Origin of the sequence: Labrys sp. KB_33_2, assembly GCF_052114505.1 — a bacterium.
Lineage (GTDB): Bacteria > Pseudomonadota > Alphaproteobacteria > Rhizobiales > Labraceae > Labrys.
The window spans coordinates 64,720-80,081 of sequence record NZ_JBFREW010000021.1 but is presented as its reverse complement, the minus strand read 5'-3'; the positions used below and the strand labels follow the sequence as shown (position 1 = coordinate 80,081).

Below are 15,362 nucleotides of genomic sequence, written 5' to 3'. Positions count from 1 at the left end.
TGGCCCAAAGGTTTCCTCGACGCCGCATTCTGCTAGCGGCTGCTCAATAGACAGCAAGTCTCGTGCCAAGATCTTATGCTATTGATATTGCTTGATTTCATAGTTCGCGTCCAGTGGCATCGCCAGAGCACCCTGAGCGGAGGTCCGCACAGCGGCCTTGCCCATGTGCGGATTTCCGCACATGCTTGACTTTGAACGATGGCAGCAGGAGACCGATGAGCGGAGCAACACACAGACGGCAGAGGCGACGGATCGAATGGCTGATTTTCGCCGGCCTGAGCCTGGTAAGCCTGGCGCTCGCCGTCTGGTTCGCCGGCAATTACGGCACGCGCCAGGCGGCCGAGGCGCTCAGGGCCCAGGCCGCCGGCAGCGCCACGCTGGATATCGCCGTGCTGCGCAGCGAACTGGAAAAGCAGCGCACGCTCTCCCTGGTGCTGTCGCGTGATCCTGATGTGCTCGCCACCCTGAGCGCGCCGGATGCGTCCCATATTGGCGCCATGAATGCCAAGCTCGAAAGCCTGAATGCCGGCGCGCGCTCGGCCGTGATCTATCTGATCGACCGCACGGGCCTGGCGATCGCCTCTTCCAACTGGAAAGAGGACATCAGTTTCGTCGGAACCAATTACGCTTTCCGCCCCTATTTCACCGAGGCAGTGGCCAAGGGAGACACCGAGCACTTCGCTCTCGGCACGGTCAGTCAGCGCCCCGGCCTCTACATCGCCCGCCGCATCGAAGGGCCGGGCAGCATGCAGGGCGTGATCGTGGTCAAGGTGGAGTTCTTCTCGGTCGAGGAGGACTGGCATCGCTCAGGCGCCATCGTCTACGTCACCGACCCTCGCGGCATCGTGCTGCTGACCAGCCAACCGGAATGGCGTTTCATGGCGCAGGCTTCAATCCCCGCCGAGGAAGCAGCAAACATTCGCACTTCGCTGCAATTCGGCGACTCGCCACTGGCCGTACTGCCGATCCGGCGCGGCCAGGCCACGCCGGGCGCGGACTTCGTCTCCCTGCGCGGCAGCGGGCTGCATCTTGCCAGCGTAAGCGAGGTTCCTTCAACGAATTGGCAGCTGCACCTGCTCCAGCCGGCCGCGCGCGCCCTCGCCGCGGGTGCCGCGACCTTGCGCTCCATCACCTTCGCCTTGGTCGGCGCCACGCTGGTTCTGCTCGGTATTCTCCTGCACCGGCGCCAGCGCGCGATCGCGCGCACCGCCGAACTCACCGAGGCCCAGATCGAACTGGAGCATCGCGTCGAGGCGCGCACGCTCGACCTCAGCCAGAGCAACGCTCTCCTCTCCGCTGAGATCGACGAACGCCGCAAGGTCGAGGCTAAGCTGCAAACCGCGCGAGACGAACTCACGCAGGCCAACCGCCTCGCCTTGCTCGGCCAGATCACGGCCGGCCTGGCCCATGAGGTGAACCAGCCGGTCGCCGCCATACGCAGTTTCGCCGACAACGCCGCCATCTTTCTTGATCGCAGCGAACCGGTGCCGGCGCGCCAGAACCTTGCGACCATTGCCGGGCTGACCGAGAAGATCGCCGACATCATCGCGCAATTGCGCCGCTTCGCCCGCAAGGCCAGCGGTGATATCGGTCCCGTCGCCCTGCGCGACGTGCTCGATGGTGCGCTTTTGCTGGTCGGCATCCGGGCTCGGCGCCAGGGCACCGAGATCGAGGTCGATCCGGTTGTGGACGGTCTGCAGGTGGCAGCCAATCGCGTGCGGCTCGAGCAGGTGCTGGTCAATCTCCTCCAGAACGCCCTGGAAGCAATGGAAGAGCAACCTGACCAGGCTATCCATATCGGCATAACCGGCGAAGGGGAGCTGGTCCGGCTTTCCGTCTCCGACAACGGCCCCGGACTCGCACCAGAGGTGACGGCCGCCCTATTCACGCCCTTCACCACCACCAAGCCTGGCGGTCTTGGCCTCGGCCTGGTGATTTCCAAGGATATCGTGGAGGAATTCGGCGGCCGCCTTGAGGTCGAAAGCCAGCCTGGCCAGGGCTGCCGCTTCCTGGTGACACTGAAGCGCGCGGAGAAAGAAGGATGAACGGCATGGGCAACGCTTCGGTATTCCACTTCGTTCGGCCTCCGCCCCCCATCATTGCGGGCCTTCTCTCGGCGAGGGACGGGCCATGAGTGTCAGCTCGACCCCACCCGTTGCTTTCGTCGACGACGACGCCGTCCTGCGCGAAGCCAATGCGCAGACGCTGCGGCTTGCCGGTTTCGAGCCTTTCCTGTTCGAATCCGCCGTTGCAGCCCTCAAGGCCATCGACGAACGCTTTCCGGGTGTGGTGATCACCGATCTGCGCATGCCGCGTATCGACGGCATGGAGTTGTTCCGCACGCTGCGCGCCCGCGATCCCGACCTGCCCGTGATCATGATCACCGGCCATGGCGACATCGCCACCGCCGTCGAGGCGATGCGCGAGGGAGCCTATGATTTCCTGCCCAAGCCCTTCGCCTCCGACAGGTTGATCCAGAGCGTGAGGCGCGCCACCGAAAAGCGGGCGCTGGTGATGGAAAACCGGCGTCTGCGCCAGGCCGCGGAGGAGGCCCACGCTCCCTCTCCTCTGCTCGGCGATGCCCCCGCGATGGAGCGCCTGCGTGAAACGCTGAGGGCCGTGGCCGATGCCGATGTCGACGTGATGATCGTGGGCGAAACCGGTACCGGCAAGGAATTGGTGGCCGACCAGCTCCATCATCTCGGCCGCCGGCGTAGCGGGCGCCTGGTCGCCCTCAATTGCGGCGCCCTGCCCGAGACGGTGCTGGAAAGCGAGCTGTTCGGCCATGAGAGCGGCGCCTTCACCGGTGCGTTGAAGAAGCGCGTCGGCCTGATCGAGCATTCGAGCGGCGGCACCCTGTTCCTGGACGAGATCGAGAGCATGCCGCTCAGCGCCCAGGCCCGCCTGCTGCGCGTTTTGGAGCAGCGCGAGATCACCCCGCTCGGCTCCAACACGGCCCGGCAGGTCGACCTGCGCGTAGTCGCCGCCGCTAAGAGCGACCTCGGGTCCCCCGCGCACCGGGGAAGCTTCCGCGAGGACCTGTTCCATCGCCTCAATGTGGTGACCTTGCGCCTGCCGCCACTGCGCGAACGGCGCGAGGACGTCCCCCTGCTGTTCGCCGTCTATCTCGACCGGGCCTGCCGGCGCTTCCAGCGCGAGGCGCCGATGCTGACGCCGGCCATGCGCCAGCACCTCGCCAGCCATGACTGGCCGGGCAATGTGCGCGAGATCGTGCATTTCGCCGAAAGGGTGGCGCTGGGCCTGGCCGAAATCGATCTGGCCGCCAGCCGACCCGCTATGCCGTCTCCGGCTGGCGAGACCGCCTCCCTGCCCGAACGCCTCGATCGCTACGAGGCCGAGTTGATCCGCGAGGCTCTCGCCAAGCACAAAGGCGACGTGCGGACCACGCTGGAAACCCTCGGCATCCCGCGCAAGACCTTTTACGACAAGCTGCAGAAATACGGCATCAACCGCGCAAGTTTCGAGGCGGGAGATACTTAGGTTACGATAGGTGCAAGCGCCTGCTGTCCCACCTTTCTGTCCGGCGCTCGAAAAGGAAGTCGCCTCCATATGTCCCCGTTCCACCGCCGAGACGTTCTCAAAGCAGGATTTGGCATCGGGTGCGGCATCGCGGGTATTGCCGCCATGCCGGCGGAGGCAACGGAACGATTGCCCGACATCCCGCTTTTCGATGCCCGCGACGGTGGGCCGGTCGAACATGCGCGGGCGCACGTCGAGACCATGCGCAAATTGTTGCAGACCTGTCTTGCCTCATTGCCCGTAACGGCGCGGTGGGGCGCCTCGGGGATCGATTCGGCCGCGCGCTCCTGGTTGCGCGCCAGCGGCTCTCCCTATGTCGGCGAGTTGGATGCCATTGCCGCGCTCCTGAAGGAGAGTGGTGTCTATATGCTCAACACCTCCTATGAATAGGGCTGCACCACGCTGGCCGCTCCATCACCGGACGGGCGCCATGCTCATCTGCTGCGGACTCTCGACTGGAATCTCGATGGGCTAGGCCGACATGTCGAGGTGGTCCGGCAGCGCGGGCCCGCCGGCGAGTTCTACAACGTGACCTGGCCCGGCGCCGTCGGCGTTCTCACGGCCATGGCGCCGGGGCGCTTCGCCGCCTCCATCAACAAGGGCCCGTCGACGGATGGCTGGGGCGGCATGGGCCTACCGAATTTCGCTGCATTGGGCGGCGGCTTGCCGCCCCCGATGCATGTGCTGCGCCAAGTATTCGAAACGGCGGCGGATTTCGACACGGCGCGGCGCGAGCTGGAAAAGGCCCCCATCGCGGCCGAGACCATCTTCACCCTTGTCGGCCCGGCGGCCGGGCAGACCTGCGTGATCGAGCGCAAGCATCGCGACTTCGTCACCCATCTTGGCCCGAGCACCGCGGCCAATACCTGGAATTACGGCGCCACAGCCAAGAACTGGGGCGCAAACGAGGATGAGGATACGCGCCAGGACAGCACAGAGCGCCGCGCCTCGATCGCCTCCTTCGCTGGCGCGAGCACCGCTCCCTTCGGCTGGGTGAAGCCGCCGCTACGCTACGACATCACCCGTCTGGCCGTGGAGGCCAATCCGGCCATCGGGCTCCTGCGCGTGCGGGGCTACGAGGCGAGCCAGGATCGCGAGGACGCCGTGCCGGTCACCGCCGATTTCGAGTGGCAAGGCTGAGCCTTCTGCGCCGCAACTCCCGTTTCGGCCCACAGTCCGGGTGACCACGGCATTGCCAGTATCAACAACAGCAAAAAGCCTCGACCGATGGGATCGGCCGAGGCTTGTGCTTGTTTTCAGGCTTAGAACTGCGCCGTTTCGGTCGAATGCTCCATCGCGGTCGTCGAACTCTGGCCTTCGCCGAGGATGGTGGCGATGGCGTCGAAATAGGAGGTGCCGACTTCGCGCTGGTGGCGCGTCGCGGTGAAGCCTTGGGCCTCGGCGGCGAACTCGGCCTGCTGGAGCTGTGAATAGGCGGCCATGCCGTCCTGCTTGTAGCGGCGGGCGAGGTCGAAGGTGGTGAAGCTGGTGTTGTGGAAACCGGCCAGCGTGATGAACTGGTACTTGTAGCCCATCGCACCCAGCTCGCGCTGGAAGGCCTTCATCGCCGCCGGATCCATATGCTTGGCCCAGTTGAACGAGGGCGAGCAATTATAGGCCAGCATCTGGTCGGGATGCTCCTTGCGCACGGCTTCAGCGAAACGCTTGGCGTCGGGCAGGCTCGGCGTCGAGGTCTCGCACCAGATCAGGTCGGCATAGGGCGCATAGGCAATGCCGCGGGCGATCGCCGCCTCGAAGCCGCCCTTGAGCACATAGAAGCCTTCCGGCGTGCGCTCTCCGGTGATGAAGGGCCGGTCGGCCTCGTCGACATCGGAGGTGATCAGGCGGGCGGCCTCGGCGTCGGTGCGGGCCATGATCAGCGTGGGCACACCCATCACGTCAGCCGCAAGGCGCGCCGCGTTCAGCGTCTTGATGAAGGTGCGCGTCGGCACCAGCACCTTGCCGCCGAGATGGCCGCACTTCTTCTCCGAGGCGAGCTGGTCCTCGAAATGCACCGCGGCGGCGCCGGCCTCGATCATCGCCTTCATCAATTCATAGGCGTTGAGCTGGCCGCCAAAGCCGGCTTCGGCATCGGCGATGACAGGCACGAAATAATCGAGCTGCTCGCCACCCTTGCCGTCGACGCGCTCCATGGTCTGGATCTGGTCGGCACGCTGCAGGGCCTTGTTGATACGGCGCACCACCGAGGGCACGCTGTCGACCGGGTAAAGGCTCTGGTCGGGATACATGTTGCCCGAGGTGTTGGCGTCAGCCGCCACCTGCCAGCCGGACAGGTAGATCGCCTCGAGGCCGGCCTTGACCTGCTGCACGGCCTGGTTGCCGGTGAAGGTGCCCAGCGTCGGCACATAGTCACGCTTATGCAGGAGTTCCCACAGGCGCCTGGCGCCATTCTCGGCCAGCGTGTTGCGGATCGGCAGGGACCCGGCGAGCCGCTCCACGTCGCGCGGCGTGTAGTTGCGGCGGACGTTGCGCCAGCGATCCGGCGCCCATTCGGGGGCGGGGAAGGTCTCGGCGGGGCGGTTCTTCTGGGTATCGAGCATCACAAAATTCCTAACGTGTAGACGTGTAAAGACATTGACGGCGGCAGCATCCTTGATTGCTGTGGTGCTGCCTCACCTGTTGGCAAGGAAAGCCCGGCTGTCGCTACGACCATCCGCGGGCGTGACTGCGATGCCGGCGATCCCACGGCTCAATTGCGCCGGCTGCGGGTGAAGGTGGCGGCGATCATCGACTGGCCGTCGAACATGTGTTCGGAAGCGCCGCCACCCACGCGGGTGAAGCGATGCCGGCCAATCTTGTGCACGATCGAAAAGTCCCGGTCTGCCAGGCCCTGAGCGTGGTACTCGGCGTTGATCTCGGCCATGCTGGCGCCGATGATGGTGATGAATTCGTCGTGATCGTTGCTTTGGCGCATCTGGTCCATAACACGTTCCTCCGTGCCGCGTTTCGTGTTAAGTCAATGATTGACACCGCGGCGCAATAAAGCAAGGCGTATCGCATTTCCGGGGCGTCAACCGGAAAAGCGCTGTAAAGAAAATTTTGTAATGTTGTAAATCGTGTAAAGATTTACAAAGCGACGAGACCGGAAACGAACCATGACAGGCGCCATGCAAGAGGCCGACCCGCGTATCGGCGGCAAGATTCAGAGGCTGCGCCGGCAGAGCCGGATTTCACAGGCGCAACTCGCCAGCTCGCTCGGCATTTCGGCGAGCTATCTCAACCTGATCGAGCACAATCGCAGGCGCATGACAGTGCCCCTGCTGTTGAAGACGGCCAGCTATTTCGGCGTCGACGCCACCGAGCTCGCCGAGAACGACGATTCGCGCCTGGCTGGCGACCTGATGGAATTGTTCGGCGACGATCTCTTTGCCGACAGCGACGTCACCAATCAGGACGTGCGCGATCTCGCCAGCTCCAACCCGCAGATCGGGCGGGCCATCGTGCATCTGTTCGATCGCTTCCGTTCGCTGCGCAATGCCAACCAGGGCGCCACGTCCGCCCAGGAAGCGGGCTATCACGTCGCCACCGATGCGGTCTCCGATTTCCTGCAGGCCAACGCCAACTACTTCCCGGCACTGGAGGCCCAGGCCGAGCGCATTCGCGGCGAGATCGACAATCTCTCCGATTCCTTCGAGCCCGGCCTCAAGCTCTACCTCTCCAACGTGTTCGGCGTGCAATGGCGGCTGGCTCCCCTGCCCCAGGGCCTGGCCGGGCGCCTCGGCAGGGACGAGGAAACCTTCGAGACCGCGGACGTACTTTCACCCGAAAGCGCCACCTTCACGGCGGCCCACCGCCTGGGCCTGCTCGCCGCCTCGCGCGAGATCGAGCATCTTATCACCGAAGGCGCCTTGCCGGCCGATGCCCCGGCCCTGGCCCGCCATGCCCTGGCCGCCTATTTCGCCGGCGCAGTGATCATGCCCTATCAGCCTTTCCTCGCCGCCTGCCGCGAGACGCGCTATGACATCGACAGGATCGCCCGGCGCTTCAAGACCAGCTTCGAGCAGGTGTGTCACCGCATGACCACGCTGCAGCGCCCCGGCGCCAGCGGCATCCCGCTGCACCTGATCCGTACCGACATCGCCGGCAACATCTCCAAGCGTTTCTCGCTCTCGGGCATTCACATTCCGCGCCATTCCGGCGCCTGCCCGCGCTGGAACGTTTACGCCGCCTTCCTGCTGCCGGGCCAGATCAACATCCAGATCAGCCAGATGCCGGAAGGCACACGCTATTTCTGCATTGCAAAGTCATTGACAAAGGGTGGCCATCGCCACAATGCCCCACGACGCCATCTGTCGATCGGCCTGGGTTGCCACATCTCCCACGCCGCCGAGATGGTCTATTCGGATGGCATGGACGTTTCCAATGCCGGCCAGGCCGTAGCAATCGGCGTAGGCTGCCGCATCTGCCCGCGCCTCGACTGCGGGCAGCGCGCCCACCCCCCGGCTGAGCACAAGCTGGTGCTGAATGAACACGAACACGCCGAGAGCCTCTATTCTCGGATCTGAGAATAACCGTCGCGACTATCCCAGGCATGCCACCCGCCGCCCATGCGGGCGGCCGGCGACAATGGGCTATCGTCACGCAAGGGGGTCACCGAACCATCGCGCCATGGCCCTGGCAGCTTCCTCATGGTCCGAGGCGGCCTCGGTGGCCCAAGCGACGACGCCGTCGGGGCGCACCAGCACGGCGCTCAACCCGAGCCGGTCATTGGCGTCCCCAGCGACATAGGTGATCCGATCGCTCCAACGAGATGCAAGCGCTCGACGCTGCGGCTGGGAATCGAAGTCCAGGAATACGCCTTTGCCCATCCTGAGAAGCTCGGCGAACTTTGTCGCGTCGGCCAATTCGAAGTCCGGAGCGCTAAGCCCCGCCAGCTGGTGGTTCTCGTCAAGATCGTAGCGCAGCGACACGCCCCACACCCGCTCGGCAAAATAGGTGGCACCGTCGCGGGTATCGATGAGATCACGGATGATGGCTTCGAGCGCGCGCGTACTGGCGGTCGGCCGCATGATCGCCACCTGGGCACGTGACCAGTCGAGGATCTGCGCGCCCACAGGATGCCGCTCGCTGAAATAGCTGTCGATCAGACCGGCCGGCGCGCTGCCCCGGATCGTGGACGCCAGCTTCCAGCCAAGATTCATCACATCCCCAAACCCGAGATTGAGCCCCTGGCCGCCCAGCGGAGAATGGATATGCGCAGCATCACCCGCAAGCAGCACCCGCCCCTTGCGGTACGCGGTCGCCTGATAGGCGCGATCCGTCCAGGTCGCAGCAAGTTTGAGAGTGGTCAGGGTAACGTCCGTGCCGGAGATATGACGCAATACTGCCTGCACATGCTCGAGCGTGATCGCCTGGGTCCGATGAAAAGCGCCCCCGTCGAAATCGACCATCGCGATCGTCCCGGGGGACGAATAGGTATACATGCCCGTCGGCGTGTGGTGACGGCCCGGGCGGAGCTTGTGCGTATCGGCCATATCCGCTTCAACGGAATAGCCTGTGAACTCAGGATGGGTTCCGGCGAACCCGAAACCACCGACCTTGCGCACCGTGCTGCGGCCGCCATCGCAACCGACGAGCCAGCGCCCGCGAAAAGTCGAGGTGCCGGCACGAATCGTCACGTCTTCGTCCGATTGCTCGAAACCCTCGACGCCGAGGCCCCGCCTGATTTCCACACCCATGGCCTGAGCGCGGGCGGCCAGGACCGATTCCAGATGCTCCATCGTGACCGGAATGCCGGCGACGGCGGAGCTCGGCAAGCGATAGGGCCACTTCGAAGGATCGATATTGTCGTGGAAGAACTGGATGCCGGCGAAATGACCGCCGGGGCGACGCGACTGTTGCATCCAGTGCGCAGCACTCGAGACACCACCACCCGAATCGTCTTTCGCGCGTTGCGGCGGCGCGATGTCATCCAGCAAGCCGCGACGATGGAAAGCCTCGACAGTGGGCACCAATAGGCCGCGCAAGCCGAAGGGAAGCCGCTTCAGGGGGGAATGCGGATCTTCGTTCTGCTCCAGCACCAACACGGATAGATCCGCAAGGCGCAGTTCACAAGCCAGGAACAGGCCGACCGGCCCTGCGCCGGCAATCACGACATCATACAGCAAAGGACAAATCCTCCATCGTCCTCGTCAACATCGGTGTCGGCGGCATCGTCGCCTTGCCGAAAGGCTCGGTAACGGGCCCAATCATCGCTTGAGGCATATTGCCAATCTCGTTATAAAATCGCACTGAGTGCGATTTATTATTACACCCAGTGTAATTTTGCAAGAGACGCCTATGGAACCGTCGGTATGAAGGACGTCTTGGAAAGGCCGCAAGGGCTGCGGGAACGCAAACGGCGTGAGACGTCCGAGCGGATCATCGATGAGGGTTTGAAACTGTTCGTGAAGCACGGCTACGAAGGCACGACGCTCGACGCGATCGCGCAGGCAGCCGGCATTTCACGTCGGACCTTCTTCTATTATTTCAAGTCCAAGGAGGATGTTTTGCTGTCCGCGCGTGACGGTGGCTTCCGGGAGGCATTGAAGCCGGCAATGCTCGAAGAGTCGCCTGACCAAGCCCCTCTCGCAGCCGTTCAAAACTGCCTGATTAAGCTTGCCTCACGGCGAGAGACCAAGGAGTCCATCGTTTTCGATCGCCTGATGCAATCGACCGAAGCCCTGCGGGCGCGCAAGGAGGCCGGTTTCGTCGAGACCGAGCGGATTCTGCTGGAAGCGATGTGTGAGCTTTGGCCATCGCCGGAGCGGCGGGACGGGCTTCGGCTGGTCGCGATGGTGGCGATGGGTACGCTGCGCCTGGCCCTGGAGCGATGGAAACAGAACGAGGCGGCACATCCCCTCGCCCACTATGTCGATGAGAGTTTCAGGCTCCTGGCGCAAGAGTTCTGAAGGTGTCCGCCTTTCCCTATTGTGCCGTCAGAGCCAGGCTTGCGCCTCAGCCAGCCTCCCCATAATCACCGCAGCTCTGCTAACCTAGATCCATGTCCGCCCCCATCCGCAAGATCATCCATATCGACATGGATGCCTTCTACGCCTCCGTCGAGCAGCGCGACGATCCCGGGTTGCGGGGACGGCCGCTGGCCGTAGGTTATTCGGAAAAACGCGGCGTGGTCGCCGCGGCGAGCTATGAGGCGCGAGCCTTCGGCGTGCGTTCGGCCATGCCCTCCTCGACTGCGCTGCGCAATTGTCCCGACCTCATCTTCGTCAGGCCGCGTTTCGAGGTTTATCGCGCCGTCTCCCGCCAGATTCATGCCGTCTTCACCGAGTTCACGCCGCTGATCGAGCCCCTGTCGCTGGACGAGGCCTATCTCGACGTCACCGCAAATTTACAGGGCCTGCCCTCGGCGGCGGCCACGGCCGAGGCCATTCGTGCCCGTATCCTCGAGGAGACCGGCCTTACCGCCTCGGCCGGCATCTCCTACAACAAATTCCTGGCCAAGCTCGCGTCCGACCATCGCAAGCCCAATGGCCAGTTCGTCATCACTCCAGCCATGGGACCGGCTTTTGTCGAGACGCTGGCGGTGGCCAAGTTCCACGGTGTCGGCCCGGTCACCGCGGAAAAGATGAATCGGCTCGGCATTTTCACAGGAGCCGACCTCAAGGCACGGCCGCTGGAGTATCTCATCCGCCATTTCGGCAAGGCCGGCGCCTGGTATCACACGATCGCGCGGGGCGAAGACGACCGGCCGGTGGAGCCGGACCGCCCGCGCAAATCCGCCGGCTCGGAGACGACGTTCTCCGACGACCTGACGAAGCCTGAGGATATCGAAACGGGTGTCCTCGCCATGGCGGACGAAGTCTGGGCCTGGTGCGAGAAAACCCAAGCCTTCGGCCGCACCGTGACGGTGAAGATCAAATATGCCGATTTCCAGCAGGCCACCCGCAGCCGTACCCTGACCGCGCCGGTCCATACCCAGGAAACCCTGCGGGCCGTCAGCCTGGAACTCATCCGCAGCGTGTTTCCGCCGGCAAAAGGCATCCGCCTGCTCGGTGTCACCATGTCCGGCTTCGCCTCGGAAGAGCCTTCGGACGGCACGCAGCTCGAACTCGGCCTGGACGGTTGATTCCCCCGACAAATCTGCCTGATCGAACCGCTATGGCAGTCGGACCGAGGTCATAATGTCCTGGGATCGATCTATCCCTATCTCGACATATCGCTTGACTTAAAGTTCACTTGAACTTGTATCAAAACTCCCTGAGTGATTCAGGGAGCTTCGATCGATGACGGTTCATACCGATCTCAAAGGCCTGCGTGCGGCGGTTACCGGCGGCACCTCCGGGCTTGGGCTGGCCCTCGTGCAGACGCTGGGCGAGCGGGGCGCTCAGGTGGCCTTCGTCGCCCGCACCAGCGATGCCGTGACGCGCGTGGCTGCCGAAACCGGTGCGCTCGGCATTGTCGGCGATGTCGGACGCAAGACCGACATCCATGCCATTGCCCTGCAGATTACCGGCAACCTTGGCGGTCTCGATCTCCTCGTCAACAATGCCTCCAGCCTTGGGCCTGTGCCTCTCGCCTTGCTGGCCGACACGCAATGCGAGGAGTTGGAGGCAGCCCTCGCCACCAACCTGGTCGGCCCCTTCCGCCTGACCAAGGCTCTGTACGGCGCCCTCGCTGCCTCGGCGCAGCAGGGACGTAAGGCCAGCGTGGTCAACATCAGCAGCGACGCAGCCGTCAACGCCTATGCCGGTTGGGGCGCCTATGGCGCCAGCAAGGCCGCGCTGCAGCATCTCACCGCTATCTGGGCCGAGGAAGCCCGCGAAGAAGGCATTCGCTTCCTCGCCGTCGATCCCGGCGACATGGACACCCCCCTGCATGCGCAAGCCATTCCGGAGGCCGACAGATCCTCGCTCAAGCGTCCCGAGGAAGCGGCATCCGAGATCATTCGCAGCCTGGGCCTGGATGAGCCGCGCCTCGCTCTGACCGTGGAGATCCGGCCATGATCGCCGCTGCCAATCCGGAGCCTGGCGCCGCCCGGCTGCTCGCCGTCTCGGGCACGGGCAAGATCCGCCATCTGCCGCGCAGCGCTTTGTCTCTGCTATTCAGCCCCGGCGACCTCATCGTCGCCAATGACGCAGCTACCCTGCCCGCCAGCCTTGCCGGCATCCATGCCGAAAGCGGCAGGCCGATCGAAGTCAGACTGGCCGCCTGGGTCGCGGCCGGTGATCCCCGTCACTTCATCGCCATCGTCTTCGGGGCGGGCGATCACCGCATGCGCACGGAAGACCGTCCCGCGCCACCGCAGCTTCTCGCCGGCGACAAGCTCGAACTTGGCCCACTCACGGCCATGGTCGAGCGCTTGCATGGCTATCCTCGCCTGGTATCGCTGCGTTTCCCCGGCCCCCCGGAACAGATCTTCGCCGGGCTGGCGCAGCATGGGCGGCCGATCCAATACGCTCACGTGCCCGAGCCTCTCGCTCTTTGGGACATGTGGACAGCAATGGCGGCCGAGCCGCTCGCCTTCGAACCACCCTCGGCCGGTTTCGCGCTCGACTGGCGCACGATCGCCGCCTGGCGACGCCGCGGCGTGGGTTTTGCCAGCCTGACGCATGCCGCCGGAATTTCCTCGACGGGCGACGCGGTGATGGATCTGCGCCTTCCCTTCGACGAGCCCTACCGCCTCCCGGCGGCGACGGCAGCTGGGATCACCCGCACCAAGGCGGTCGGGGGACGCGTGATCGCCATCGGCACCAGCGTGGTGCGGGCTCTCGAACACGCCGCCTCGCTCCCCGGTGGCCTCAGAGTCGGCGATGGCTTGGCACAGGGGCGAATCGGGCCGAAATCAAAGCTTCGTCTCGTCGATGCCGTTCTGAGCGGCGTCCATCTGCCGGGCGAGAGCCATTTCGAATTGCTGCGCGCCTTTGCCGGCGATCGCATTCTCGACCGGATCTCGCTCATGCTGGAAGCGTGGAACTACCGAGCCCACGAGTTCGGTGATTCCGTGCTGATCGAGCGCCAGGCACCAGCGCAGGAGGATTACATCGAACCACCGCCAGGCATCACGGCAACCTCCATATGGGCAGGGGCGGCCCCTACTCCATGAGGGCCGCCTTCATGAAGCAAACCATGGTGGCGTGAACGGGCTCGTCGCCGACCACGCGGATGGCGTGCTGGCGGTCGCAGCGATAGCGCAGCGTCTCGCCAGGCTCAGCCCGTTCGAGCACGCCGGCCACGTCGACCTCGACCACGCCGGCTAGGATCGACAGGCACTCGACCGAGCCGCGCTGATGGGCGTCGCTTTCAAGCACGCCGCCCGGCTCGGCCCGAAAATCATACCATTGCAACCATTCCACCGTCTTCAGCCAGCCGACCACCGCCAGACGGCACTTGCCGTCGTCGGAAATGATCACGGGCGTATCGACACGGGTGGTCTTTTCGATGAAGGCCTCGTCCTCGCTCGAACCCAGTACCCTTTCGATCGAAACGTCGAGGGCTTGGGACAGGCGCCAGATCGTCGCCAAGGTGGGGTTGGTTTCGTTACGCTCGATCTGGCTGATGATCGACTTGGCAACCCCGGATTGCTCGGCCAACTCCGACAATGAAAGATTATAGGCCTTGCGCAGACGCTGGACCGTCTTGCCGAGTTGCCCCGATAGCGCGACCGCGCCCGCATCGAGTTCACCCCGCCTTTCCAATCCGCTCATTACCAGCCTTCCGTTTGTTATGACGAACGATCGTTTGTTCTGGCGGACAATACGGCCAAGCTGAGCGAGAGAAAAGCCTTTTGATGGAAGCAAGGCAGGATCGAACACATGTCCGTCGCGTGATGGCCTTACATGACACCAGTACCATCGAAACCCGATGGCAAGACCTGGCACAAGACTCCCTCTGCACGGCAGATCGTCCTATGATCGCAGCCTCGACCGTGCCGCTCGAACGCGGTCGGGCTATGGGATTTGACCGGGATTCGCGATGGGGCATGGACAAAAGAGTTCGAGCGAGCCGGTTTTCTGGTACCGGAGCCCGGCGCCGCGCTTGAACATGCTGGTCAGCGGGATCTACGGCTATCGGGAGAACGGTGCTGCCATGCAGGGCCTCACCGAGACCGCCTCGCTGACCGTGCCGCTGATCGTCAATTTCGGCAGCCCGTTCCGCATCGGCCTCGGCAGGCCCCCAGCCCTTGCAGACAGTTATGGCAGCTTTGCCGCTGGTTTGTTTGCCGGCCCGATCGTCATGGATTCGGATGGCGCGGCCGAGTGTATCCAGATCAATTTCACGCCGCTTGGCGGGCGGCTGTTCTTCGGGCTGCCGATGAGCGAGCTGGCCGACCGCATGGTTGCGCTGGATGACCTCGCCGACTGTGACATCGATCAATTCGCCCGGCGGCTCGCCGAACTGAACTCCTGGGAGTCCCGCCTCGATCTCGCCGAGCATTTCATCGCAATCCGCCTCGACCGCGCCCCGCAGGCCAATCCCTCGATCGGCTGGGCCTTCTCCCAGCTCATGCTCAAAGGCGGCGACGTGCGCATCGGCGCACTGGCGGAAAAACTCGACTGGAGCCGCAGGCGCCTGGTCGCAAGCTTCCGCGAAGAGATCGGCTTGCCTCCGAAATCCGTCTCCCGCATCATCCGCTTCAATGCCGCGCAGGCTCTCGCCGCCAAGGGCACGGCGGCAGGATGGGCCGATATCGCAGCGGCCTGCGGCTATGCCGATCAGGCGCATCTCACCCGCGAATTCACCTCGCTGGCAGGATGCGCACCGACCGCCTGGCGCCCAGCCAAGTAATCCCAGACCTCATGGCGCATTTCAGGTTTGAGCACCCGGCAGTTTTCGACACCAAATCAAAGATTTGGCGAAAATCG

The 15,362-nt window shown here is 64.2% G+C and carries 14 protein-coding genes; 10 read left to right on the top strand and 4 right to left on the bottom strand.

Features of this window, described 5'->3' with window-relative positions; translation table 11 throughout:
• Positions 1-215 precede the first annotated feature (215 nt).
• From AB4037_RS29700 to AB4037_RS29685, 4 genes are all read left to right on the top strand, one after another.
• Positions 216-2,045 carry a sensor histidine kinase gene (locus tag AB4037_RS29700; RefSeq protein ID WP_441773951.1) on the top strand — a complete coding sequence of 610 codons (1,830 nt, stop codon included), beginning with the start codon at positions 216-218 and terminating at the stop codon, positions 2,043-2,045.
• Positions 2,046-2,130: 85 nt separating this feature from the next.
• The gene (locus tag AB4037_RS29695; protein WP_441773950.1) at positions 2,131-3,501 is read left to right on the top strand and encodes a sigma-54-dependent transcriptional regulator; all 1,371 of its coding nucleotides are present in this window, start codon (positions 2,131-2,133) and stop codon (positions 3,499-3,501) included.
• Positions 3,502-3,570: 69 nt separating this feature from the next.
• Positions 3,571-3,930 (top strand): hypothetical protein, encoded by a 360-nt coding sequence (locus AB4037_RS29690; RefSeq protein ID WP_441773949.1) that lies wholly within the window; start codon positions 3,571-3,573, stop codon positions 3,928-3,930.
• 99 nt (positions 3,931-4,029) lie between these two features.
• A complete protein-coding gene (locus AB4037_RS29685; protein ID WP_441773948.1) occupies positions 4,030-4,680 on the top strand; it encodes a hypothetical protein in 651 nt (216 codons plus the stop codon).
• A gap of 122 nt (positions 4,681-4,802) precedes the next feature.
• Here AB4037_RS29685 and aceA read toward each other — a convergent pair whose 3' ends face one another.
• Together aceA and AB4037_RS29675 are read right to left on the bottom strand one after the other, a co-directional pair.
• Positions 4,803-6,101 carry an isocitrate lyase gene (aceA, locus tag AB4037_RS29680; protein ID WP_434956746.1) on the bottom strand — a complete coding sequence of 433 codons (1,299 nt, stop codon included), beginning with the start codon at positions 6,099-6,101 and terminating at the stop codon, positions 4,803-4,805.
• A gap of 149 nt (positions 6,102-6,250) precedes the next feature.
• Positions 6,251-6,484: a hypothetical protein gene (locus AB4037_RS29675; RefSeq protein ID WP_149254922.1), complete on the bottom strand. Its 234-nt coding sequence runs from the start codon at positions 6,482-6,484 to the stop codon at positions 6,251-6,253.
• Positions 6,485-6,656: 172 nt separating this feature from the next.
• Here AB4037_RS29675 and AB4037_RS29670 point away from each other — a divergent pair, with 172 nt between their 5' ends.
• A complete protein-coding gene (locus tag AB4037_RS29670) occupies positions 6,657-8,066 on the top strand; it encodes a helix-turn-helix domain-containing protein (protein ID WP_434956747.1) in 1,410 nt (469 codons plus the stop codon).
• A 72-nt stretch (positions 8,067-8,138) separates the two neighbouring features.
• Here the strand turns inward: AB4037_RS29670 and AB4037_RS29665 are convergent, their stop codons facing one another.
• Positions 8,139-9,668: an FAD-dependent monooxygenase gene (locus AB4037_RS29665; protein WP_441773947.1), complete on the bottom strand. Its 1,530-nt coding sequence runs from the start codon at positions 9,666-9,668 to the stop codon at positions 8,139-8,141.
• A 186-nt stretch (positions 9,669-9,854) separates the two neighbouring features.
• On the opposite strand from AB4037_RS29665, the gene AB4037_RS29660 reads away from it, so the two are divergent.
• The 4 genes from AB4037_RS29660 to AB4037_RS29645 all read left to right on the top strand — a co-directional run bounded on the left by AB4037_RS29660 (position 9,855) and on the right by AB4037_RS29645 (position 13,603).
• Positions 9,855-10,451 (top strand): TetR/AcrR family transcriptional regulator, encoded by a 597-nt coding sequence (locus AB4037_RS29660; protein WP_441773946.1) that lies wholly within the window; start codon positions 9,855-9,857, stop codon positions 10,449-10,451.
• A 92-nt stretch (positions 10,452-10,543) separates the two neighbouring features.
• Positions 10,544-11,626, top strand: a complete 1,083-nt coding sequence (gene dinB, locus AB4037_RS29655; RefSeq protein WP_441773945.1) for a DNA polymerase IV — start codon at positions 10,544-10,546, stop codon at positions 11,624-11,626.
• A gap of 157 nt (positions 11,627-11,783) precedes the next feature.
• Positions 11,784-12,503, top strand: a complete 720-nt coding sequence (locus AB4037_RS29650) for an SDR family NAD(P)-dependent oxidoreductase (protein ID WP_441773944.1) — start codon at positions 11,784-11,786, stop codon at positions 12,501-12,503.
• Entirely contained in the window at positions 12,500-13,603 is a 1,104-nt protein-coding gene (locus AB4037_RS29645) for an S-adenosylmethionine:tRNA ribosyltransferase-isomerase (RefSeq protein ID WP_441773943.1), read from the top strand. Before AB4037_RS29650 ends, AB4037_RS29645 begins: the two co-directional genes overlap by 4 nt.
• On the opposite strand, the gene AB4037_RS29640 is transcribed toward AB4037_RS29645, so the two are convergent.
• On the bottom strand, positions 13,593-14,204 hold the full coding sequence (locus AB4037_RS29640) for a helix-turn-helix domain-containing protein (protein ID WP_434956753.1): 612 nt from the start codon (positions 14,202-14,204) through the stop codon (positions 13,593-13,595). The genes AB4037_RS29645 and AB4037_RS29640 overlap by 11 nt on opposite strands.
• 268 nt (positions 14,205-14,472) lie before the next feature.
• Between AB4037_RS29640 and AB4037_RS29635 the strand changes: the two genes are divergently transcribed.
• Complete coding sequence (locus AB4037_RS29635; RefSeq protein ID WP_441773942.1) at positions 14,473-15,285, top strand: helix-turn-helix domain-containing protein; 813 nt, start codon at positions 14,473-14,475, stop codon at positions 15,283-15,285.
• Positions 15,286-15,362 lie beyond the last annotated feature (77 nt).